This window comes from Actinokineospora lacus (assembly GCF_053813445.1).
This window is the reverse complement of record NZ_JBQERA010000001.1, coordinates 517,474-537,922: the sequence shown is the minus strand read 5'-3', so window position 1 is coordinate 537,922 and position 20,449 is coordinate 517,474. Positions and strand designations below refer to the sequence as shown.

Sequence of the window (20,449 nt, the reverse complement as noted above, 5' to 3'; positions counted from 1 at the left end):
CGCTCCCGCCCTCGCCGCGGCGTTCCCCACGCCGCGCCCGGGTCCCGCCTCGACCGCGAGGCGCATCCGTTGCTGAACCGTATGTCCGTCACGAACAAGGAAGTGGGAACCGCCCGATGAGCCGCGAAGACGTGCTTGTTTCTGCCGCGTGGGCCGAGGAGAACCTCACCACGCCCGGGGTGGTGTTTGTCGAGGTCGACGAGGACGCCAGCGCCTACGACACGGGCCACATCCCCGGCGCGGTGAAGGTCGACTGGAAGAAGGACCTGCAGGACCCGGTGCGCCGCGACTTCGTCGACCAGGCGGGCTTCGAGAAGCTGCTGTCCGCGCGCGGCGTCGGCAACGACGACACCGTGGTGCTCTACGGCGGCAACAACAACTGGTTCGCCGCCTACGCCTACTGGTACTTCAAGCTCTACGGCCACGGCGACGTGAAGCTGCTCGACGGCGGCCGCAAGAAGTGGGAGCTCGACGGCCGCCCGCTCGACGCCGAGGCCGTCTCCCGCCCGGAGACCGCCTACACGGCCAAGCCGCAGGACAAGGCCCTGCGCGCCTTCCGCGACGAGATCGTCGGCGCGATCGACACCAAGAACCTCGTCGACGTCCGCTCCCCCGACGAGTTCTCCGGCAAGCTCGCCGCCCCCGCGCACCTGCCGCAGGAGCAGGCCCAGGTCAAGGGCCACATCCCCAGCGCCATCAACGTCCCGTGGAGCAAGGCCGCCAACGAGGACGGCACCTTCCGCTCGGACGAGGAGCTGCGGGAGCTGTACAAGGAGGCGGGCCTCGACGAGGGCAAGGCGACCATCGCCTACTGCCGCATCGGCGAGCGCTCCTCCCACACCTGGTTCGTCCTCCGCGAGCTCCTGGGCTACGAGGACGTGAAGAACTACGACGGCTCGTGGACCGAGTACGGCTCGATGGTGGGCGTGCCCGTCGAGACCGGCGCCTGAGAGAGGACATCGCACATGAGTTCCTGTGGAGCACCCGAGCAGTCCGCGGCCCTTCCGGCCAACGTGGACCCGGGCAAGGAGATCGTGCTGGACGGAACGGTGACGAACGCGGGCGCGCCGGTGGCCGGGGCCTTCGTCCGCCTGCTGGACTCCTCCGGCGAGTTCACCGCGGAGGTCGTGTCCTCTCCCGAGGGCGTCTTCCGCTTCTACGCCGCCCCGGGGAGCTGGACGGTCCGCGCCCTGCACCGCGACGGCAACGGCGAGGCCACCGTGGCCGCCGAGGGCCCGGGTGTGCACCCGGTCGCCATCTCGGTCGGCTGAGCCCCGCGCTGTGACCGGCAGCCCCCGAGGTCTCCCTCGGGGGCTGCTGTGACTTTGGTTGGGCGTGGGTGTCCGCACGGGCTGCGCGGGCGCGGCAGCCGCTATCCTCCCAGCGTGGAAATCTTCTTCACGGGTCTGCTCGTCCTGATGGGCCTGGCGACCGTGTGGTTCGCGGGCTACGTCCTCTACCGCCTGTACAGCGACCAGCGCTGATGACGGAGGCCCCCATCCCCGGCAGTGGCGACGCGGCCATCCAGGCGGCGGCCGAGCGCGCGGCGCGCACCCGGCACCGGAACCTGCCGCAGTTCGACGACCTGCCGATCCCCGGCGACACCGCCAACCTGCGCGAGGGCCCCGCGCTGCACGACGCGCTGCTCGTCCTGCTCCCGCTGGTGGGGGTCTGGCGCGGCGAGGGCGAGGTCGTCTACCCGACCATCGACGGCCCCTTCACCTTCGGCCAGCAGATCACCTTCGCCCACGACGGGCGGCCCTTCCTCGCCTACGAGTCGCGCACCTGGCTGCTCGACGCCGACGGCAAGGTGATCCGGCCCGCGGCCCGGGAGGTCGGCTGGTGGCGCCCGCAGCCCGACGACACCATCGAGCTGCTGCTCTCCCACAACACCGGCGTGACCGAGGTCTACTACGGCTCCCCCCACTCGCAGACCTCCTGGGAGCTGGTGACCGACCTCGTCGGCCGCACGGCCAGCGCCAAGGAGGTCAACGCGGCCAAGCGGCTCTACGGCCTGGTCAACAACGGCGACCTCGCCTACGTCGAGGAGCGCGCCATGGTCGGGCAGCCGCTGCAGCCGCACACGTCGGCGTACCTGCGCCGCGTCGTCGGCTGAGCGCGCTGGGCTGGCCGGGTCGGCGGGGTCCGGGATGCGGCTGCGCCGGTGCGGGACTGACGCCGTCCTCGTCGAGCTGGGCTCCCTGACCGAGGTCGCCGCCGCCCGGTCCGTGCTGGCCGGGCTCCCGGGCGTGGTCGACGTGGTGCCCGCGGCCCGCACCGTGCTGGCCACCTTCGCCGCCGGGGTCCCGCGCGACCTCGGCGACATCCTCGCCGACCTCTCCGCGCACCCGGCCGCCCCCGGCCGCGAAGTGGTCCTGCCCGCGGTCTACGACGGGCCCGACCTCGCGCTGGTCGCCGAGACCGCCGGGATCTCCCCCGACGACGTGGTCGCCCTGCACACCGGCGCGGAGTACACCGTCGCGTTCACCGGGTTCGCCCCCGGCTTCGGCTACCTCACCGGCCTGCCGGAGCCGCTGCGGCAGGCCCGCCTGGGCTCCCCGCGCACCCGGGTGCCCGCGGGCGCCGTCGGCGTCGCCGGGGAGTTCACCGGCGTCTACCCCCGCGCGTCCCCCGGCGGCTGGCGGCTGCTGGGCAGGCTCGCCGGGCACGCCCCCGCCCTGTTCGACGCCGACCGCGTCCCGCCCGCGCTGCTGACCCCCGGGGACCTGGTCCGCTTCGAGGCCGTCGGATGAGGACCGTGACCGTGCTGGACCCCGGGCCGCTCGCGCTGGTCGAGGACCTGGGCAGGCCCGGCAACGCCCACCTCGGCGTCCCCCCGTCCGGCGCCCTGGACGCCCCGTCCCTGCGGCTGGCGAACCGGCTGGTCGGCAATGCCGAGGGCGCCGCCGGGGTGGAGTGCGTCCTGGGCGGGCTCCGGCTGCGCGCCGACGCCTCCTGCACGGTCGCGGTGACCGGCCCAAGCGTGCCGGTGGCCGTCAACGGCCGCGACGCGGGCTCGCACACCCCGCTGCACCTGCGCGCCGGGCAGGAGATCGCGCTCGGGTCACCGCGCTCCGGTGTGCGCAACTACGTGGCCGTCTCCGGCGGGTTGGCCGTGCCCGCCCAGCTCGGCTCGCGCTCCACCGACGTGCTCTCCGGCATCGGCCCCGCCCCGCTGGGCGCGGGTGACGTGCTGGCGCTGGGGCCGGTCACCGGGCTGCCCGCCGGGGCCGACGTGGTCGCGCCCGTGCGCGCCCCCGACCGGCTCGCGGTCCCCGTGCTGCTGGGCCCCCGCGACGACTGGTTCGCCGACCCGGCGGCCCAGCTCGGCGCGGCGCGGTGGTCGGTGTCCCCGGAGAGCAACCGGATCGGCCTGCGGCTCCTCGGCCCGGCGCTGACCCGGGCCCCCGGCCACCGCGGGCGGGAGCTGCCCAGCGAGGGCGTGGTGACCGGCGCGGTGCAGGTCCCCGCGAACGGGCGGCCGGTGATCTTCCTGGCCGACCACCCCACGACCGGCGGCTACCCCGTCCTCGGTGTGGTCCCGACCGGGCACCTGGCCGCCTTGGCCCAGGCGCGGCCCGGCACGAAGGTGCGGCTTCAGGCGTACTCGGCCTCGTAGAGCGCGCACAGCTCGGCGGTGAGCTCGCCGGTCTCCGGCAGGGCCACCCCGTCGAGGGAGTTCACCCGGACGATCCGGCGCACGCTGGAGACCAGGAAGACCCCGTCGGCGTCGGTCAGCTCGGCTGCCGCCAGCGGCTCGACCTTCGTCGACCAGCCCGCGCGCTCGGCCGCCCTGAACAGCGCCGCCTGGGTCGTGCCCGGCAGGATGCCGCTGCTCGCGGGCGGGGTGCTCAGCGTGCGGCCGTGCGCGACGACGACCGTCGACGTCGGGCCCTCCAGGACCGAGCCGTCGGCCGCGCGGAAGATCACCTCGTCGGCGCCGACGGCGGCGGCGTGGCGCTGGGCGGCCATGTTCACCGCGTACGAGAGGGTCTTGGCGCCCAGCAGCAGCCACGGCGCGCGCTCGACCAGCTCCGGGTCGAACCCGCGGTCCAGCACCACGGCGGACACCCCGTCGCGGCGCCGCCGCAGGGTGTTCGCCTCGACGGAGAACGCCAGCGCGTAGGCGGTGGGCGTGCCGTCGCCGTACTCCGGGCCGCGGGTGCAGACCAGCTTGACGGCCCACTCACCCGGCTCCGGCCACGCCGCGGCCACCATCTCCACCAGCCGCTCCCACTCCGCGCGGGCGGGCACCGCCAGGTCGAGCATCGCCGCGGAGCGCAGCAGGCGGTCCAGGTGCGGGCCCAGCTCGCGGGTGCGCCCGTCCACCACCAGGATCGTCTCGAAGACACCGTCGCCGCGGGTCAGGCCCAGGTCGTCCACCCGGATGTGCGGGGCCGCCGGGTCGGCGATCGTGCCGTCGAACAGGGCGAGCAAAACCATGCGAACACCCTACGCCGACGGGCGGCATACCATCGGCGGGGTGGAGACCCGGGAGGACCTGCGCAGGACGCTTCACCGCCGCGGCATGCGGATGACCCCGCAGCGCCAACTCGTGCTCGACGCGCTGCTGGAGCTGCCGCACGCCACACCCGAGCAGGTGTGCAGGCACGTGCAGCGCACCACGCCGTCGGTCAACATCACCACCATCTACCGCACGCTGGAGCTGCTGGAGGAGCTGGACCTGGTCCGGCACACCCACCTCGGCCACGGCGCGCCCACCTACTCGCTGCACGAGCACGAGCACGTCCACCTGGTCTGCCACCGCTGCGGCCGGGTCGACGAGTCGCCGCGCGAGCTGATGGACCAGCTGTGCGGAACACTGCGCGAGCGGTACGGGTTCGCACTGGACGCCGCGCACCTCGCGCTGTCCGGCACCTGCCGCGACTGCACCAGGGAGATCACGTGACCTCGCCCATCCTCACCGCCCCCGGCGCCGTGCCCCCGCCGGAGGAGACCGCCGACCCCGGCGTCCCCTGGCACTTCGGCGACCCGTTCGCCGAGCAGCGCGCCGCCACCCGCGGCGCCGGGCTGGTCGACCGCTCGCACCGCGAGGTGGTCGCGGTGCCCGGCGACGACCGGCTGTCCTGGCTGCACCTGGTGATCTCCCAGCACGTCTCGGCCCTGCCCGACAACGCCGGGTGCGAGGCGCTGGTGCTCGACAGCCAGGGCCGGGTGGACGCGCACCTGCTGCTGGCCCACGTCGGCGGGACGGTGTGGCTGGACACCGAGGCGGGCGCCTCGACCATCGGCGCGCGCGGCGGGCTGCGGGTGCCGCTGCTGGAGTACCTGGAGCAGATGCGGTTCTGGTCCAAGGTGGAGCCCCGCGACGCCACCGGGGAGCGGGCCGTGCTGAGCCTGGTCGGCCCGCAGACCGCCGCCGTCCTCGCCGCCGCGGGCCTGCCCGCGCCCGAGGGCGGGTACGCCTGCGCCCAGGGCGCGGACGTGATCGTCCGCCGGATGCCCTGGCCCGGCCCGGACGCCGCCGACCTCCTCGTGCCCCGTGCCGGGCTGGCCGACTGGTGGGCGCGGCTGAGCGGCGCGGGCGCGCGCCCGATGGGCAGCCTGGCGTTCGAGGCGCTGCGGGTCGAGGCGCTGCGGCCCCGCCTCGGCGTGGACACCGACGAGAAGACGATCCCGCACGAGGTGTCCTGGGTGCCCTCGGCCGCGCACGTCGCCAAGGGCTGCTACCGCGGGCAGGAGACGGTCTCCAAGGTGCACAACGTGGGCCGCCCGCCCCGGCGGATGGTCCTGCTGCACCTCGACGGCGCCGCCGACGAGCTGCCCGAGCCCGGCGCCGCGGTGCGCGCGGGCGAGCGGGTCGTCGGCCGGGTCGGCAGCGCGGTGCAGCACCACGAGCTGGGCCCGGTCGCCCTGGCGCTCGTCAAGCGCTCGGTCGACCCGGCCACGGAGCTGACCGCGGGCGGCGCGGCGGCGTCGATCGATCCGGACTCCGTTCCGCCGGACACCCCGGGCGCGGGCCGCGCGGCTGTCCAGGGCCTGCGGGGGTAGTGGCAGGATCGGCGGCATGTCAGCGACGACGAGCCCCGGCACGGTGATCACCGTCGCCCCCACCGGGGCCGAGCACACCAAGGCCGACGTCCCCAACCTCCCAGTGACCCTGGACGAGCTGGTGGAGACCGCCCGCGACTGCGAGCGGGTCGGCGCCGCCATGATCCACATCCACATCCGCGACGACGAGGCCAGGCCGACCCTGGACCTCAAGCGGCTCACCGACACCGTCGCCGCCGTCCGCGAGCAGACGAACCTGATCGTGCAGCTCTCCACCGGCGGCGCGGTCACCGACCCGGAGGCCGACCGCCTGCGCGTCCTCGACGCGCTGCCCGACTCCGCGTCCTGCTCGATGGGCACGGTCAACTTCGGCGACGACGTCTTCCTCAACCGGTGGGAGTTCATCGTCGAGCTGCACGAGCGGATGCGGGAGCGCGGGATTCTCCCGGAGTACGAGATCTTCGACATCGGCCAGCTGACCTCGCTGCACCGGCTGCTGGACAAGCACGGCCCGCCCGCGGGCGGCCACGTGCACGTCGACCTGGTGATGGGCGTGCCGGGCGGGATGCCGGGCGACACCGAGACCCTGGCCGCCGCCCTGCGCCTGATCCCCGACGGCGCGACCTTCTCGGCCACCGGGGTGGGCCGCGCTACCCTGCCGGTGCTGTTCGGCGCCCTGTCCGCGGGCGGCCACGTCCGGGTCGGGATGGAGGACACCATCTCCTACGCCCGGGGGGAGCGGGTCAAGGACAACGCCCAACTGGTCGCGCGCGCATCCGGGCTGGCCCGGATCGCGCAGCGCCCCCCGGTCGCCCCGGACGAGGCACGGCGACTCCTGGGGGTGGCGGGCCGGGCCCCCGCGTCGGCATGATCTGGCGATCGAGCACTCTTTGACGGAGGATGGCCTGGTGATCGAAGTCCGCCCGGGTGGGCGCAGGCGCATCGACCGGGTCCTCGCCCCGGACTATGTGGCCGACCTGGAGCGCCTGGACCTCGGCGAGGTCCGCGCCCGCCGCGACGACGCAGCCCAGGAGGAGACCGACCTGTCCTACCTGCGCAGGCTCCTGCACGCGCGCATCGACATCGTGCGCGCCGAGCTGCGCAGACGCGCCAGCGGCGGCGCCTCGATCGTCGACCAGCTGGCCACGATCCTCGCCGACAACGCCGTGGGCCCGGCGATGGGCTCCGGCCGCCACCAGAACATGGAGCCCTCCCGCGCCGAGGCCCACCGCCGCCACGTCGAGGCCCTGGTCTCCGACGCCGACCTCTCCGACGTCGCGAACCTCCCCGACGAGCGCCTGGCCCTCGCCCTGCACACCTACGAGGACGAAGAAGCCTCGGTCTCGACCCGCAGGCGTGAGGTCCAGGTCGTCATGGACCTGCTGAACGAGCAGATCGCGGGCCGCTACCGCTCCGGCACCGCCTCGGTGGACGACCTCCTGGCCGCCGAGAGCGCCCGCCCCGAACCGCGGGAGCCGTCCTGAACCCCGGCGTGAACCCCGTCCTGGTCGAAGTCCTGCGCTCCGGTTTCGTCGAGTCGGCGCACCGCGGGTCGGTGGTCGTCCTGTCCCCCGACGGCGAGGTCCGCCTGGCCATCGGCGAGGTCGCCGAGCCGGTCTTCACCCGCTCGTGCAACAAGCCCCTGCAGGCGCTCGGCCTGCTCAGGGCGGGCCTGGAAGTCCCGGACGACGCCGACCTGGCGGTCGGCTGCGGCTCCCACAGCGGGGAGCCCGAGCACGTCCACCAGGTCGTGGGCATCCTCGACAAGTCCGGGCTGTCCGAGGCCGACCTCGGCTGCCCTCCCGACTGGCCCATGAACGAGGCCGCCCGCAACCGGGTCATCGCGGGCGGCGGCGGCAAGCGCCGCGCCGCGATGAACTGCTCGGGCAAGCACGCGATCATGCTGGCGGCCTCCGCGCAGCGGTCCTGGGAGACGATCTCCTACCTCGACCCGGACCACCCCGCCCAGCGGGCCATCGCCACCACGGTGACCGAGATGACCGGCGAGGACATCCACACCATCGGCGTCGACGGCTGCGGCGCCCCCCTGTTCGCCCTGACCCTCACCGCCCTGGCCACCGGCTACACGGCCCTGGTCCGAGCCGCTCCCGGCACCCAGGACCGCCGCGTGGCCGACGCCATGCGCGCGCACCCCCACCTGGTGGGCGGCACCGACCGCGACGACACCGAGCTGATGCGGGCCATCCCCGGCCTGCTGGTCAAGGGCGGCGCCGAGGGCGTGCACGCCATGGTCCTGCCCGACGGCACCGCCATGGCCATGAAGATCGATGACGGCGCGCCCCGGCCGCGGACCCCCATCCTCGTCGGCGTCCTGCGCGCCCTGGGCTACGACGCCCCTGAGCTGGAGGACAAGGCGGAGCGCGACATCATGGGCGGCGGGGTCCCGGTGGGCGCCGCGCGCCTGCGCGAGGGACTGCTGGACGGCCTCCGGTAGCCGGGGCTCACTGCATCCGCTCGCGCACGGCGAGGTCGCTCCAGAACTCCCGCAGCCGGTCGAACCGCTCGGCCACCGCGCCGGGGTCGGGCTGCTCGATGGCGTCCAGGATGGCGTTGACGTCCTCGGCCGAGGTGTCGTCCTCGACATCGCCCATCAGCTCGACCAGGCCGCCGTAGTCCAGTTCGACGGCCGAGCCCTCGTGGAAGTTGGCGAGCCACCGCGAGGTGTCGAGCAGCACCTTCGTCGGCCCGGACTCCCCGAACGTCGACTCCGCCAGGTCGTAGGCGCGCTGCACGCGCTGCCGGGCCACCCGCATCGACACCAGCCAGTGCACGGTCAGCTCGGCGCCTTCGCCCGAGACCACCCGCTCCTCGGGCTTCACCAGCACGAACCAGGGCAGCGGCACGGTCCACGTCGTGGACACCACGTGCACGGCGCCGCTCGGCATCTCCCCGAGCACCGTCCCGGCCTTCTGCCGCAGGCGCTCCGCCGACTCCCCGAGCGTCGCCATGCGCAGCGGCACCCCGGCTGTCGACAGGAACCCCACGACCGCCGCCGCGGACCGCGGCCGCAGGTCGAGCGGGCACACCAGCAGGCTGTCGCCAGAGGACTCGGGAGACACCTCGGAGGAGCGCACGGCCAGGACGTCCCGCACCGGCAGCGGCGAGCCATCCGCCCGCTCACCAGGCAAAGCCGCGGGCACACCGTTCTCTTGTGACTTAAGCCACATCAGCCGCTCGTGCACCCCCGCCTCCGCCCGGGAGAGCGGGGAGCGCTCGGCCATATGTCGCAGTCGATCACGGTCGGCGGCCGGAAAAGCCGACAACGGTTCGTACACCCGCAGGTAGGCGACGAACGGACGAGGCACGCTCCCATAGTTCCACGAACAGCGCCGGACCGAGCGTGGGGGAGGCGGAGTCGGGGTGTCGGGTTCTGCACACCGAGCCGCGTCGCATCGAACCCCTTCGGCACGGTACGGTAGTTACCAGGAATCAACTGTCGACATCTACGGGGCCGCCGTTCCCCCGGCCGCCCCGTCACCTGTGCGAGGGGGTCGAGCCATGGGGCGCGGCCGAGCCAAGGCCAAGCAGACAAAGGTGGCCCGGGAGCTCAAGTACAGCAGCCACCACATGGATCTGGACGCTCTTCAGCGCGAGCTGTCGAGTGAGCCCAGGTCCTCCAGTGGGGGCTCCGACTCTGAGCGAATCGAGTCCGACGAGTACGACGACGACGGGTACGACGACTACCGTCGTTGACTCAGCCCCGGCACCGGGGGTTTGGTGTCGGGGTCCCTGTCGTTTCCCCTCGCAAGCCGGAAAGGCCACCCCGTGACAACGGGGTGGCCTTCCATTGCGACTCATGAGGCTTTGGCGTGCTCGCCGCGGCTGAGTGGGTTCGGCTCCGAGGTCGGCCGCCGCACGACGCGGTCAGTACGGGGTCGCCCGGGAGTTCGCGACCGATCAGGACGAGGCAGGCCGCCCCAGCGGCACCGATCGCCTCGCCCTGGTCGGTGACGATCCCCCCGGCGGCTCCGGTGGGCACGTCGGCATCGCGCCGCGCGGCCTCGGCTAAGGGCACCGGAAAACCGGGGCCCGCTGGGATGCCGGCTGGGATGCCGGCTGGAATATCAGGCTGGGATGCCGGCTGAGTTGCCGGCCTGACGGCGAGTCCACCCGTGGACACGCCGATCAGGTCCGCGCCCGCGAGGTCTCGCGGTGCGCCCGCCATAGTCCAGTCCGGTCGCGGAGACGCGCGCCGGTGTTCCCCGGCGAGCGCTGTCTCAGCCCAGGTCCGGGCGCCTGCGCGTCTGCTTGGTCGCCGCGCGCTTCTTCTTCGACTCCAGGCGGCGCTCGCGCGCACCCCGGCTGGGCTTGGTCGCCCGGCGGGCGGGCGGCGGCGGCGCGGCGGCTTGGCGCAGCAAAGCCGCCATGCGCTCACGGGCCGCCTCGCGGTTGGCCAGCTGCGCCCGGAACTCGCTGGCCGCGATCGTCAGCACCCCGTCGACCAGCCGGTTCGCCAGCCGCTCGAGCAGCCGCGCGCGGACGTGGTCGGGGATCGACGGGGAGTTGGCCACGTCCAGCGACAGCTCCACGCGGCTGTCGGCGGTGTTGACGCCCTGCCCGCCCGGCCCCGACGAGCGGGAGAAGCGCTCGCGCAGCTCGGCCGCCGGTATCACCAGCGACCGGGAGACAACCAGTTCACCAGGCACACCTACGAGGATGCCGCACCGGGGAAGTCAATTGACGCCGAACCCCGGCAGGGTGGCGATCTGCACCATCGCGGTCTGGTCGAGCAGCGGCTGCCGCCGCCACGGCGGCCCCGACCCGCCCACGTCCATGACGACGACGACCAGGCCGTCCGGCCGCACCGCGCGCAGCCGCGAGGTGGGCGAGGAGTCCGCCGCCTCGGGCGCGTTCGTGAAGGTCAGCATGGTGCCGTCGCCCAGTCGCCAGGTCTCGCAGGGCGGGCCGTTGTCATGGGAGACACACAGCTCGGACTCGTAGACCCGGCCCACGCTCACGGTGACCACCACCGTCCGCCGGGCGCGCTCGGGGGTGACGAGGTCGAACCGGGCCGTGCCGCTCCGGTCGAAGGCGTGCCACGGGCGGCCCTGCCCCTCCTTCGCCAGCGCGGGCCACTCGACCTTCCCGTCGCGCAGCGCGGCGCCGAGGCGTTCCACGGCGGCCGGGCTCAGCACGGTCCCGGCAGGCACTGTCGCGGTCGGCGGTGTGTTCCGCGCGGTGGTCAGCGACGGCGGTGGCGCCTGGTTCCCCGGAACCGGCCGCGTCGGCTCCGCGACCGGCGCCGCCGTCTCCGTTCCCGACCTTGGCCCCGGCCCGTCGACGGTGACCGACCCGGCGGGCCCCACCTGGCCGGGCATCCCGTAGGTGGACCCGGCCACCGCGGCCACCCCGATCACCAGCGCGGCCACGGCGGTGGCCGCGCCGCCGACCGCGGCCGCGCGCCGGGCCCGCAGCCTGCGCCTGCCCTCGCCCAGGACCGCCTCCGGGTCCAGCCGCAGCGGCGGCTCCTGCCCGACCGCGAGGTCGAGGAGCCGCTTCAGTTCCCGCTCGTCGCTCATCAGGCGTCCTCCAGCACAGGCCCGTCGGCGAGCAGCGCCCGCAGCGCGGCGAGCCCTTTCGCCGCCTGGCTCTTGATCGTGCCCTCGCTCCTGCCCAGCGCCCTGGCCGTCTCGGCGACCGACAGGTCCTCCCAGTACCGCAGCACGACCACCGCCCGCTGACCCGGTGGCAGCCGGGCCAGCGCCCGGCGCACGTCCAGCGCCTCGGCGGTGCCCGGCGGGGCCATGACGACCTCGGGCACGGTGTCCACAACGGATTCACGGCGCCGGAACGCCCGGCGCGACTCATCGATCGCCGTGCGCACCATGACCTTGCGGGCGTAGGCGTCGATGGCGTCGGCGCGGCGCAGCCGCGGCCACACGACGTAGATCTTGGCCAGGGTGGACTGCACCAAGTCCTCCGCGCGGTGCCAGTCGCCGCCGCACAGCAGGTACGCGGTGCGGCGCATCACCGCGGCCCGGCTGTCCAGGAACTCCCGGAACCCGGCGTCCCGATCCCCCACCGGCACCTCCTCCCCCTCACCCCTACTACGTGCGCGGGGGCGCGGGAGGTTGCCTAGGGCCTGCCCTAGAACCTCGGGTGGTCCCCGCGCAGCTCGGCGCGCGGCTGGGAGTCGTCGGGGTCGGGGCGGACCTCGCCCAGCACCCAGGCGGGCACGTGGCGCGCGGTCAGCATCGCCAGCGCCCGGTCGACGTCCTCGGGGGCGACGACGGCGACCATGCCGACGCCCATGTTGAAGGTGCGCTCCATCTCCACCCGCTCGACCCGCCCGCGCTGGGCGATCAGCGAGAACACCGGCTGCGGCGTCCAGGTGCCCCGGTCGATGGTGGCCTTGAGCCCGTGCGGGATCACCCTGGCCAGGTTCGCGGCGAGCCCGCCGCCGGTGATGTGGGCGAAGGTGCGCACCTCGGCCTCCTGGGCCAGCGCCAGGCAGACCTTGGCGTAGATGCGGGTGGGCTCCAGCATCTCCTCGCCCAGCGTCCGCCCGAACTCCTCCACGTGCCCGGACAGCGGCATCCGCGCGATGTCCAGCAGGACGTGGCGGGCCAGCGAGTACCCGTTGGAGTGCAGCCCGGAGGAGCGCATCGCGATCAGCGCGTCGCCGGGGCGCACCCGGTCCGGGCCGAGGATCGCCTCGGCCTCGACCACGCCGACGCCGGTGGCCGAGAGGTCGTAGGCGCCGTCGGTCATCAGCCCGGGGTGCTCGGCGGTCTCCCCGCCCAGCAGCGCGCAGCCCGCCTGCACGCAGCCCTCGGAGATGCCCTTGACCAGCGCGGCGATCCGGTCGGGCAGGACCTTGCCCACGGCGATGTAGTCCTGCAGGAACAGCGGCTCGGCCCCGCAGACCACCAGGTCGTCGACGACCATGGCGACCAGGTCGATGCCGACGGTGTCGTGCACGTCGAGGGCCTGGGCGACGGCGATCTTGGTGCCGACGCCGTCGGTGGACGAGGCGAGCACGGGCTCGCGCCAGCGGTCCAGCCGGAGCTTGAACAGCCCGGCGAAACCGCCGATCCCGCCCAGCACCTCCGGCCTGCTGGCCTTGGCCGCCCAGGGCTTGAGCTTCTCGACGGCCTCGTCGCCCGCCTCGATGCTCACCCCAGCCGCTGCGTAGGTCGCGGGCCCGGTCGACTGCGGGTCGGTCACTGAGATCTCCGGAATCTAGAAAGTCCTAGGGACGCGTCAACGCATCCGAGGCACCGTACCCGGCGGCCAGGAGCGGCTCGGCGTCCCCCGCCACACCCTTCTCCAGACCTTCGAGCAGGTGCTTGCCGATGCGGGCGTCGTCGGGCAGCGGAATCGGGTAGTCGCCGTCGAAGCACGCCGAGCACAGCCGGGTGCGGGGCTGCTCACTGGCCTGCACCAGGCTCTCCAGGCTGACGTAGCCCAGGGAGTCGGCGCCGATGGAGCGCCGGATGCCGTCGGCGTCCAGGCCGTTGGCGATCAGCTCGGCGCGGGAGGCGAAGTCGATGCCGTAGAAGCACGGCCAGCGCACCGGCGGCGAGGCGATGCGCACGTGCACCTCCAGCGCCCCGGACTCGCGCAGCATCCTGACCAGCGCGCGCTGGGTGTTGCCGCGCACGATGGAGTCGTCGACCACGACCAGGCGCTTGCCGCGGATGACGTCGCGCAGCGGGTTGAGCTTGAGCCGGATGCCGAGCTGGCGGATGGTCTGCGACGGCTGGATGAAGGTGCGCCCGACGTAGGCGTTCTTCACCAGGCCCGAGCCGTAGGGGATGCCGCTGGCCTGGGCGTAGCCGATGGCCGCGGGCGTGCCGGACTCCGGCACCGGGATCACCAGGTCGGCCTCGACCGGGCACTCCGCGGCCAGCTTGCGCCCGATCTCCACCCGCGTGGCGTGCACGGAGCGCCCGGAGATCGTGGTGTCCGGGCGGGCGAGGTAGACGTACTCGAACAGGCAGCCCTTGGGCTCCGGGGTGGCGAAGCGGCTGGAGCGCAGCCCGTCGGCGTCGATGGCGATCAGCTCGCCGGGCTCGACCTCGCGGACGAACGACGCGCCGACGATGTCCAGGGCCGCGGTCTCGCTGGCCACCACCCAGCCCCGCTCCAGCCTGCCCAGCACCAGCGGCCGCACCCCGTGCGGGTCGCGGGCGGCGTAGAGGGTGGACTCGTCGGAGAAGACCAGGCAGTACGCCCCGCGCACCGTCGGCAGCAGCTCCAGCGCGGCCTGCTCGATGCCCTTGTCGGCCGCGGCGGCGGCCAGCAGCCCGGTCATCAGGTCGGAGTCGGTGGTCGCGCCGCTGGTCGTGGTCAGGCCCAGTTCCCTGGCCTTCTCCATCAGCTCGGCGGTGTTGACCAGGTTGCCGTTGTGGCCCAGCGACAGCCCGCTGCCGGTGGCCGTGGTCTTGAAGGTCGGCTGGGCGTTCTCCCAGGTCGTGGACCCGGTGGTGGAGTAGCGGCAGTGCCCGACGGCGACGTGCCCGCGCAGCGAGACCAGCACCTGCTCGTCGAAGACCTGGCTCACCAGGCCGAGGTCCTTGAACACCACGATCTGGCGGCCGTCGGACACGGAGATGCCCGCGGCCTCCTGCCCTCTGTGCTGCAGGGCGTACAGGCCGTAGTACGTGAGCTTCGCGACTTCCTCACCTGGGGCCCAGACACCGAACACGCCGCATTCCTCACGCGGGTCGGGGTCGGGCGAGTCGTGTGGAGAAGGGGCTGTCGAGAACTGGTCGGAGACCAACGAGTGCTCCCTGTCGACGACATCAGCCTGCCTTCGCAGTGTAGGCGGTCGATGGCTGTGCTCCGACCATCAGAGGGTGTGCCGCGTCACGCCGGTAGCGTTACCCAGCGTGTCCCGCCGCACCACGCTGATGGCTGTGGGCTGCCTCCTGGTCGTCGCGGTGGCGGTCGGCTTCCTCGTGCCCTTCCCGAGCCCGGCCGCGGTCCGCGACTGGGCAGCCGCCGCGGGCTGGGCGACGCCGGTGCTGTTCCTGCTGGCGTACTCGGTGCTGGCCGTCGCCCCGATCCCGCGCACGGTGTTCAACCTCTCCGCTGGGCTGCTGCTCGGCGAGCTGCTGGGCGTGGCGGTGGCGATGGTGGCCACCGGGTTCGCCGCGAGCCTGGCGTTCCTCCTGACCCGGCGGCTGGGCAGGCGCGCGATGGCGCCGCTGTTGGAGCACGGCGCCGTCCGGGCGGTGGACGCGCGGCTGCGCTCGGGCGGGTTCGCCGGGGTGGTGTCGCTGCGGCTGATCCCGGTGGTGCCCTTCGCCCCGGTCAACTACTGCTGCGGGCTCTCCACGATCGCGTGGCGCCCCTACCTGGCGGGCACGCTCGTCGGCAGCCTCCCCGGCACGGCCGCCGCGGTGGTCCTGGGCGACGCGCTCACCGGCACCACCCCGCCCGAGCTGCTGGTGATCTACGGCGTGCTGGCGGTCGCGGGCGGCCTCGGGCTGTACCGGGCGCTCAAGCGGACGCACCCGGAGGCCGTTCAGGAGAACCGCACGACCGGCAGGTAGGCGGCCAGGTCGGCGCGGCTGCCCGAGGCGGTGACCCGGGCGGCCGCCACGGCGTCGGCCCAGCCCAGCCTGCCGGTGGCGAGTTCGAGCCAGGTGCGCGGATCGGTCTCGACGACGTTCGGCGGGGTGCCCCGGGTGTGCCGGGGGCCCTCGACGCACTGCACGGCCGCGAACGGCGGCACGCGCACCTCGACGGTGCGCCCGGGCGCGGTCTGGGCCAGTGAGCGCAGGCTCAGCCGGACCGCGGCGGCCAGGGCCGGGCGGGCGGGCCGCTCGCCGCCGTCGAGCCAGGGCAGGACCTCGGTGACGGCGGCGCGCAGGGCGTGGGCGTCGACGGTCCTCACCCGGGGGTCACTCGTCGCTCTCGGTGAGCAGTTCCTCGACGTGGTGGGTGAGCTTGCGGGCGTCGGCCGGGGAGATGGTCGTCCACAGCTCGCCGTCGGGGGCGGGCCTGCGGATCTGGACGTAGCGGCCCGCGTCGGTGTCGAAGAAGGAGACCACCCGGTCGCGGCGGACCCGGCGGCCGAGGCGGTCGCGGACGGCGGCGCCGAAGTTGCCGGTGTTGACCACGTCGCCGATCATCTCGGCCAGCGCGGTGGCGTCGTCGCCGCGGACGCCGCGGGCGTGCAGCCCGGCCTCGAAGCCGCGGGCGGTGCCGTCGCCCTGGGCGGCGGCCTCGAAGTCGGCGGTGCGCAGCGTGACCGACCGGCCGGGACCGGCGGGCGCCGAGGGCAGCGCGCCCACGGCGGCGGCGGCCAGGCCCAGCGCGGAGATCGGGCTCAGGGTGAGCGTGTCGCCGGCCAGCACGGCCAGCGCGGCCGTGTCGGCGGCGGCGCAGGCCAGCAACCGGACGCCGCGCCCGGCCCACAGCCTGCCGTCGACCTCGCGCTCGGGCCGGGCCAGCAGCCCGAACAGCTCCGCCAGCCTCGGGTCCTGCCGGTCGATGCCGCGCTGGGCCAGCCCGGCCCAGACGCCGTCCTCGATCGCGGCGCGCTCCTCGTGGGTCTTGCCCGGCGAGGGCACCTTGACGATCAGCGGCATGGCGCCGAGCGACAGGTGCTCCCACAGGATGTCGAACTCCAGCGCGGAGAGCGAGACCGGCTCGCTGTCGACCTCCGCCGCCATGAACGGCATCACTTCTCTGGGGTGTCGCCGATGACCGACGAGGAGACGATGCGCTCATCGCCCCAGACGTCCTCGGTCTCGACCAGGTAGTCGGCGAGCTCGTACTCGTGGTCGTCGTCGCCGTTCGCGCCGCGGCCGCCCGCCATGCCGCCGCCCGCGCCCATGCCCGCGCCGCCGCGACCGCCCGCGCCGGAGGTCACGCCGGCGCCGCCGGGACCGCCCGCGCCGCCGATGACACCGCCGCGGCCGAGGCCGGACTCCGCGCCCATGCCCGGGCGCAGCGGCTGGCCGGTCTGGCGGGTGCCGTCAGCACCCGCGCCGCCCGCGCCACCGAGACCGCCCGAGCCCAGGCCGCCCGTGCCCTGACCGCCCGCGCCGAACCCGCCCGATCCGCCACGCGGACCCAGACCGCCGCCGGACGGCGAGCCGGGGCCGCCGGGCAGCGGCAGGCCGGTGGGGCCCGCGCCGCCGGGCAGGTACCGGTTCGCGCCGGTCGGCGCCGTGGTGGGGGCGGGCACGCCGGGGGTGACCGGGGTGCCCGGGGCCTGCGCGTAGCCGGAGGGGGTGGTGCCGGTCGGCGGGGCGTAGCCCGTGGGCGTGGTGACCCCGCCGCTGGGCGGGGTGGTCGGGGTGTGGCCGGGGGTGCCGCCGGGCACCGCAGTGTAGCCACCGCCGCCGCCGGAGGGCGGGGCCGTCGGGGTGTAGCCCGCGGGAGCCGTGCTCCCCGAGCCGCCGGAAGGCGCGTACCCGCCGCCGCTGAAGGTGGCCGCGGCCGTGCCGGTGCCACCGGAGGGCGCGGGAGTGGCCACCACGACGTCCGGCGGGGGCACGAACTCGCCGAGGGTGTTGCGGTTGAACTCGCTGCTGTTGGAGTAGGAGTCCATGGTGTCGACGGCCTTCTGCGAGGCCGCGTCCTGCTTGGCCTCCTGGGCCTCGTGGTCGGCGGCCTGCGAGACGACGGCCGCGGCGGGCCCGAGGTTGCCCGTCAGCGCCGCGGCGCCCGCGGCGACCTTGGCCCAGCCCGAGGGCGCGGGCGTGGTGACCGCGACCGGCTCGGGCATCTCGGCGCGGGCGCGGGCGATCATGTCGGCCTGGTACTCGGTGGAGGCGCGCATCCCGCTGGCGCCGGTCTGCGCGTCGACGGCCCACTGCTGCAACGGGTTCAGCGCGCTCTGGGCGCCATCGGCCGCGGCGCCCTCCCAGGTGGCGGCCATGGTGGCCAGCTTGGCGTTGAGGTCGGCGTCGATCTCGCCGAGTTCGGAGAGCAGGGTCTCCCAGTACTCCGTCTGCGGGGTCGACGCGGCGGGCCCGGGGCCCTCGTTGATCATCCGGTGCAGCTCGGGATGGTCGTATCCGCGCCAGCGGTGCATGGTCATCGCCGGATCACCTGCCCCACATGGCGGCGTTCGTGCCCTCGGTCATGGTGTACGCGTCGTTCGCGGCCTTCAGCGCGTCGATGGCGCCCTGGAGCTGGCGCTCGTAGCCGCGCAGGCAGGCGATGGCCGAGTCGGCCGCGCCGCTGTTGGTCCGCTCGGCGAACTGCGCGGCCGTCTCCCCGCTGACGGGGTCACCGGCCCACTCGCGCACCGGGAGGCCGTCGAGGGCCCTGACCTTCGCCATCACGCGCTCGTGTGCGTCCCGGAAGGCCGCGAGCGCGCCCGGGATGGCGGACGGCTCGATCTTCAGGGTCTGGGTCCCGGAATAGGCGGGCGGCGCTGGTACGGCCGAGCCCCCTCCGCCATCGGCTAGAAACACCTGCGGCTCCCTCGTCCTGTGCGATTGCGACGACTTTAGCTGTGATGGCGACGGATGCGGAATGGTTCCCACCGACTTGGTGGAACCGTGCGCCCTTCACCACCGGTGATCGAGCGCATACGATAGGCGGCCCAACGTGAGATACGCCTTTCGGAGTAGCGGATGCACCAGCCGGAGATCACCCTCGACATGCGTGTCGCCGCCCGCGCCAACCCCGGCAGCTGGCTCCACGTCATCGACCCGGCCTTCGGCCCGGACGAGGAGGTGCCGCCGTGGGGGGTCGTGGGCGCCTACCCGGTCGACGCCTCGGGCGAGATCCAAGAAGTCTTCCGCCCCAACGCCGACTACCGCCCCTCCCCGCACGCGCTGCGGATGCCGCTGCCGTCCAACGAGGTGGAGGAGGTGATGCAGCTCGTCAGCACCCGCCACCTCGAGCGGCCCGCCCTCCTGCCCGCCCTGCGCGCGGCGAAGCTCCTGGTCTACTCGCGCGACGGCCAGGACACCGCGGTGACGGCGTTCCCCGACCTCGACGGCCGGGTGATGGTGCCCGCCTGCACCTCGGTGGCCCGCGTGCCCCGCCAGTGGCCCGGGTGGCGCGAGGTGACGGGCTCCACGCTGGCCCCGCTGCTCAACGGCTACCCGCTGGTGGTCAACCCCGCCGGTCCGATCACCGCCATCGTCCCCGCGTCGGATCTGCTGGGGCAGCTGGGCTAGGCCGTGTTTCAGATGTGGAGCACGGCATAGCCGCGCCAGTCCACCCGCAGGCGGCACGGCCGGACACACCCGAATACAACACCGGTATTAGGACGATCCGTCCGCACCGCCGGCGAGCGGACTGATCACGACTCTGCCACCCCCCACATCTGAAACACGACCTAGAGCCGCGTCAACAGCGCCCCCCAAGCCGCGCCCGGGAACCGCAGCAGCGGCCCGACGTGCTTGCTGTCGCGCACCAGCCACCCCGCGGGCGCCTGCGCGACCTCGACACAGTTCCCGTTCGCCGCGCTCGCGCCACTGCGGCGCCAGCGGGCGGGCGGCTCCGGCTCAAGGGACCCCATTGTCCTCTCCGTCCGCGTACAGCCTGCCGCCTTGTGGGGCGACGGCTGCGGCGATTCTCCCGCACGCGGCCGAGTGCGGGCGAGGGCCGAGCGGACGGGACCAGACGGCTCAGACCGGGTCCTCGGCGTACAGCTCCGCGGACAGGGCGGAGATCACCGCCCGCGACTCCTCGGCGGACAGGGCCGTGTCGGACAGGGCGGTGAGGATGCCTCGGTAGGCCGCGATCTCCTCCGGCCGCTCGAGGAACAGGCTGGAGTTCTCGCTCTCCAGGTACACGATGGGCTTGTAGTGCGGGAATTCCATCAGCCGGAACGCGCCCGCCAGGGCGGCGTGGGCCCCGACGGCGGCGGGCACCACCCGCACGCTGATGTTGGTCCGCGCCGACATCCGCACCAGGTGGTTCAGCTGGTCGGCCATGACCTCCGGCCCGCCGACCGGCAGCCGCAGGGCGAACTCGTGGATGTGGAACGAGAAAGCGGGCGGGCGGGCGCGGCGGAAGAGCTGCTGGCGGGCCGTGCGCGCGACCACCCGCTCATCGACCTCGTGGTCGGCCACGTTCGTGTTCGCCCGCACGATCGCCTGGGCGTAGTCGACCGTCTGCAGCAGGCCGGGCACCAGCGTCGGCTCGAACTCGTCGATGGTCGACGCCTGGTTCTCGTGGTCGACCAGGGTCCGCAGCTGGGTGGGCAGCCTGCCCAGCTGCTGGACCCAGCCGCCGCCGCTGGGCTCGCGGCACAGCGACAGCAGACGGGCGCGTTCGGCCCCGTTCACGCCGCAGAGCAGCAGAACGGAGGCCACGTCCCGTTCCGTCGCCCCACGGGCGCCCAAGAGCAGGCGGGAGACCTTCGATGGTGACCAGCCGAGCCTGCGAGAGGCTTCCTGTCCGGTCAGGCCCGCGGCTTTGAGGGCTTGTCGCAGTGCGTCGCCGAGTTCTCGGCTGCGGATCGTCTGCACGCGGTCCATGACTTTGCCGGATT

The 20,449-nt window shown here is 74.1% G+C and carries 26 protein-coding genes; 13 read left to right on the top strand and 13 right to left on the bottom strand.

The genetic code is table 11. The features are described from left to right. Nucleotides 1–116: 116 nt before the first annotated feature. The 5 genes from ACTG9Q_RS02680 (at nucleotide 117) to ACTG9Q_RS02660 (ending at nucleotide 3,619) form a co-directional block, all read left to right on the top strand. Nucleotides 117–950 (top strand): sulfurtransferase, encoded by an 834-nt coding sequence (locus ACTG9Q_RS02680; RefSeq protein ID WP_455570944.1) that lies wholly within the window; start codon nucleotides 117–119, stop codon nucleotides 948–950. A 15-nt stretch (nucleotides 951–965) separates the two neighbouring features. After that, the gene (locus ACTG9Q_RS02675) at nucleotides 966–1,271 is read left to right on the top strand and encodes a DUF1416 domain-containing protein (protein WP_455570943.1); all 306 of its coding nucleotides are present in this window, start codon (nucleotides 966–968) and stop codon (nucleotides 1,269–1,271) included. A 212-nt stretch (nucleotides 1,272–1,483) separates the two neighbouring features. Beyond that, nucleotides 1,484–2,116: an FABP family protein gene (locus tag ACTG9Q_RS02670; RefSeq protein WP_455570942.1), complete on the top strand. Its 633-nt coding sequence runs from the start codon at nucleotides 1,484–1,486 to the stop codon at nucleotides 2,114–2,116. Nucleotides 2,117–2,150: 34 nt separating this feature from the next. After that, nucleotides 2,151–2,753: a 5-oxoprolinase subunit B family protein gene (locus tag ACTG9Q_RS02665; RefSeq protein WP_455570941.1), complete on the top strand. Its 603-nt coding sequence runs from the start codon at nucleotides 2,151–2,153 to the stop codon at nucleotides 2,751–2,753. Next, on the top strand, nucleotides 2,750–3,619 hold the full coding sequence (locus tag ACTG9Q_RS02660) for a 5-oxoprolinase subunit C family protein (protein WP_455570940.1): 870 nt from the start codon (nucleotides 2,750–2,752) through the stop codon (nucleotides 3,617–3,619). The genes ACTG9Q_RS02665 and ACTG9Q_RS02660 overlap by 4 nt, the downstream gene beginning before the upstream one ends. Here the strand turns inward: ACTG9Q_RS02660 and ACTG9Q_RS02655 are convergent. After that, entirely contained in the window at nucleotides 3,598–4,443 is an 846-nt protein-coding gene (locus ACTG9Q_RS02655) for an aminodeoxychorismate lyase (protein WP_455570939.1), read from the bottom strand. The two genes, ACTG9Q_RS02660 and ACTG9Q_RS02655, sit on opposite strands and share 22 nt — an antisense overlap. Between ACTG9Q_RS02655 and ACTG9Q_RS02650 the strand changes: the two genes are divergently transcribed. The 5 genes from ACTG9Q_RS02650 to ACTG9Q_RS02630 are packed head-to-tail and all read left to right on the top strand — an operon-like array spanning nucleotide 4,442 to nucleotide 8,467. Further along, a complete protein-coding gene (locus ACTG9Q_RS02650) occupies nucleotides 4,442–4,909 on the top strand; it encodes a Fur family transcriptional regulator (RefSeq protein WP_455570938.1) in 468 nt (155 codons plus the stop codon). The genes ACTG9Q_RS02655 and ACTG9Q_RS02650 overlap by 2 nt on opposite strands. Next, nucleotides 4,906–6,012, top strand: coding sequence for a CAF17-like 4Fe-4S cluster assembly/insertion protein YgfZ (ygfZ, locus tag ACTG9Q_RS02645; protein WP_455570937.1), 1,107 nt, complete (start codon nucleotides 4,906–4,908; stop codon nucleotides 6,010–6,012). The genes ACTG9Q_RS02650 and ygfZ overlap by 4 nt, the downstream gene beginning before the upstream one ends. 16 nt (nucleotides 6,013–6,028) lie before the next feature. Further along, complete coding sequence (locus tag ACTG9Q_RS02640) at nucleotides 6,029–6,883, top strand: 3-keto-5-aminohexanoate cleavage protein (protein ID WP_455570936.1); 855 nt, start codon at nucleotides 6,029–6,031, stop codon at nucleotides 6,881–6,883. 37 nt (nucleotides 6,884–6,920) lie between these two features. Then, the gene (locus ACTG9Q_RS02635; protein ID WP_455570935.1) at nucleotides 6,921–7,496 is read left to right on the top strand and encodes an RsiG family protein; all 576 of its coding nucleotides are present in this window, start codon (nucleotides 6,921–6,923) and stop codon (nucleotides 7,494–7,496) included. A gap of 8 nt (nucleotides 7,497–7,504) precedes the next feature. Further along, on the top strand, nucleotides 7,505–8,467 hold the full coding sequence (locus tag ACTG9Q_RS02630) for an asparaginase (RefSeq protein WP_455570934.1): 963 nt from the start codon (nucleotides 7,505–7,507) through the stop codon (nucleotides 8,465–8,467). A 7-nt stretch (nucleotides 8,468–8,474) separates the two neighbouring features. On the opposite strand, the gene ACTG9Q_RS02625 is transcribed toward ACTG9Q_RS02630, so the two are convergent. After that, nucleotides 8,475–9,254 carry a hypothetical protein gene (locus ACTG9Q_RS02625; protein WP_455570933.1) on the bottom strand — a complete coding sequence of 260 codons (780 nt, stop codon included), beginning with the start codon at nucleotides 9,252–9,254 and terminating at the stop codon, nucleotides 8,475–8,477. 277 nt (nucleotides 9,255–9,531) lie between these two features. On the opposite strand from ACTG9Q_RS02625, the gene ACTG9Q_RS02620 reads away from it, so the two are divergent. Further along, nucleotides 9,532–9,726, top strand: coding sequence for a DUF3073 domain-containing protein (locus ACTG9Q_RS02620; RefSeq protein WP_455570932.1), 195 nt, complete (start codon nucleotides 9,532–9,534; stop codon nucleotides 9,724–9,726). A gap of 524 nt (nucleotides 9,727–10,250) precedes the next feature. On the opposite strand, the gene arfB is transcribed toward ACTG9Q_RS02620, so the two are convergent. The 5 genes from arfB to purF all read right to left on the bottom strand — a co-directional run bounded on the left by arfB (nucleotide 10,251) and on the right by purF (nucleotide 14,758). Next, nucleotides 10,251–10,679, bottom strand: coding sequence for an alternative ribosome rescue aminoacyl-tRNA hydrolase ArfB (gene arfB / locus ACTG9Q_RS02615; RefSeq protein WP_455570931.1), 429 nt, complete (start codon nucleotides 10,677–10,679; stop codon nucleotides 10,251–10,253). A gap of 27 nt (nucleotides 10,680–10,706) precedes the next feature. Beyond that, a complete protein-coding gene (locus ACTG9Q_RS02610; protein ID WP_455570930.1) occupies nucleotides 10,707–11,552 on the bottom strand; it encodes a hypothetical protein in 846 nt (281 codons plus the stop codon). Further along, nucleotides 11,552–12,055: a SigE family RNA polymerase sigma factor gene (locus tag ACTG9Q_RS02605; RefSeq protein WP_455570929.1), complete on the bottom strand. Its 504-nt coding sequence runs from the start codon at nucleotides 12,053–12,055 to the stop codon at nucleotides 11,552–11,554. Before ACTG9Q_RS02605 ends, ACTG9Q_RS02610 begins: the two co-directional genes overlap by 1 nt. 65 nt (nucleotides 12,056–12,120) lie before the next feature. Continuing rightward, nucleotides 12,121–13,200, bottom strand: a complete 1,080-nt coding sequence (gene purM / locus ACTG9Q_RS02600; protein ID WP_455570928.1) for a phosphoribosylformylglycinamidine cyclo-ligase — start codon at nucleotides 13,198–13,200, stop codon at nucleotides 12,121–12,123. 25 nt (nucleotides 13,201–13,225) lie between these two features. Further along, nucleotides 13,226–14,758 (bottom strand): amidophosphoribosyltransferase, encoded by a 1,533-nt coding sequence (gene purF, locus ACTG9Q_RS02595; protein WP_455570927.1) that lies wholly within the window; start codon nucleotides 14,756–14,758, stop codon nucleotides 13,226–13,228. A 109-nt stretch (nucleotides 14,759–14,867) separates the two neighbouring features. Between purF and ACTG9Q_RS02590 the strand changes: the two genes are divergently transcribed. Next, nucleotides 14,868–15,533 carry a TVP38/TMEM64 family protein gene (locus ACTG9Q_RS02590; protein ID WP_455570926.1) on the top strand — a complete coding sequence of 222 codons (666 nt, stop codon included), beginning with the start codon at nucleotides 14,868–14,870 and terminating at the stop codon, nucleotides 15,531–15,533. Here ACTG9Q_RS02590 and ACTG9Q_RS02585 read toward each other — a convergent pair. From ACTG9Q_RS02585 to ACTG9Q_RS02570, 4 genes are read right to left on the bottom strand one after another with little or no spacing between them, the layout of a single operon-like run. Further along, complete coding sequence (locus ACTG9Q_RS02585; protein ID WP_455570925.1) at nucleotides 15,506–15,877, bottom strand: sterol carrier family protein; 372 nt, start codon at nucleotides 15,875–15,877, stop codon at nucleotides 15,506–15,508. The genes ACTG9Q_RS02590 and ACTG9Q_RS02585 overlap by 28 nt on opposite strands. Nucleotides 15,878–15,884: 7 nt before the next feature. Beyond that, nucleotides 15,885–16,667, bottom strand: a complete 783-nt coding sequence (locus ACTG9Q_RS02580) for an ESX secretion-associated protein EspG (protein WP_455570924.1) — start codon at nucleotides 16,665–16,667, stop codon at nucleotides 15,885–15,887. Beyond that, nucleotides 16,667–18,034 carry a hypothetical protein gene (locus ACTG9Q_RS02575; RefSeq protein WP_455570923.1) on the bottom strand — a complete coding sequence of 456 codons (1,368 nt, stop codon included), beginning with the start codon at nucleotides 18,032–18,034 and terminating at the stop codon, nucleotides 16,667–16,669. Before ACTG9Q_RS02575 ends, ACTG9Q_RS02580 begins: the two co-directional genes overlap by 1 nt. Nucleotides 18,035–18,041: 7 nt before the next feature. Continuing rightward, nucleotides 18,042–18,278 (bottom strand): hypothetical protein, encoded by a 237-nt coding sequence (locus ACTG9Q_RS02570; protein WP_455570922.1) that lies wholly within the window; start codon nucleotides 18,276–18,278, stop codon nucleotides 18,042–18,044. Nucleotides 18,279–18,575: 297 nt separating this feature from the next. Between ACTG9Q_RS02570 and ACTG9Q_RS02565 the strand changes: the two genes are divergently transcribed. Beyond that, nucleotides 18,576–19,127, top strand: coding sequence for a type VII secretion system-associated protein (locus tag ACTG9Q_RS02565; protein ID WP_455570921.1), 552 nt, complete (start codon nucleotides 18,576–18,578; stop codon nucleotides 19,125–19,127). Between the two features lie 161 nt (nucleotides 19,128–19,288). Here the strand turns inward: ACTG9Q_RS02565 and ACTG9Q_RS02560 are convergent, their stop codons facing one another. Both ACTG9Q_RS02560 and ACTG9Q_RS02555 read right to left on the bottom strand, forming a co-directional pair. Beyond that, nucleotides 19,289–19,471: a DUF397 domain-containing protein gene (locus tag ACTG9Q_RS02560; RefSeq protein ID WP_455570920.1), complete on the bottom strand. Its 183-nt coding sequence runs from the start codon at nucleotides 19,469–19,471 to the stop codon at nucleotides 19,289–19,291. A 109-nt stretch (nucleotides 19,472–19,580) separates the two neighbouring features. Next, nucleotides 19,581–20,435, bottom strand: a complete 855-nt coding sequence (locus ACTG9Q_RS02555; RefSeq protein WP_455570919.1) for a helix-turn-helix domain-containing protein — start codon at nucleotides 20,433–20,435, stop codon at nucleotides 19,581–19,583. Between the last annotated feature and the right edge of the window lie 14 nt (nucleotides 20,436–20,449).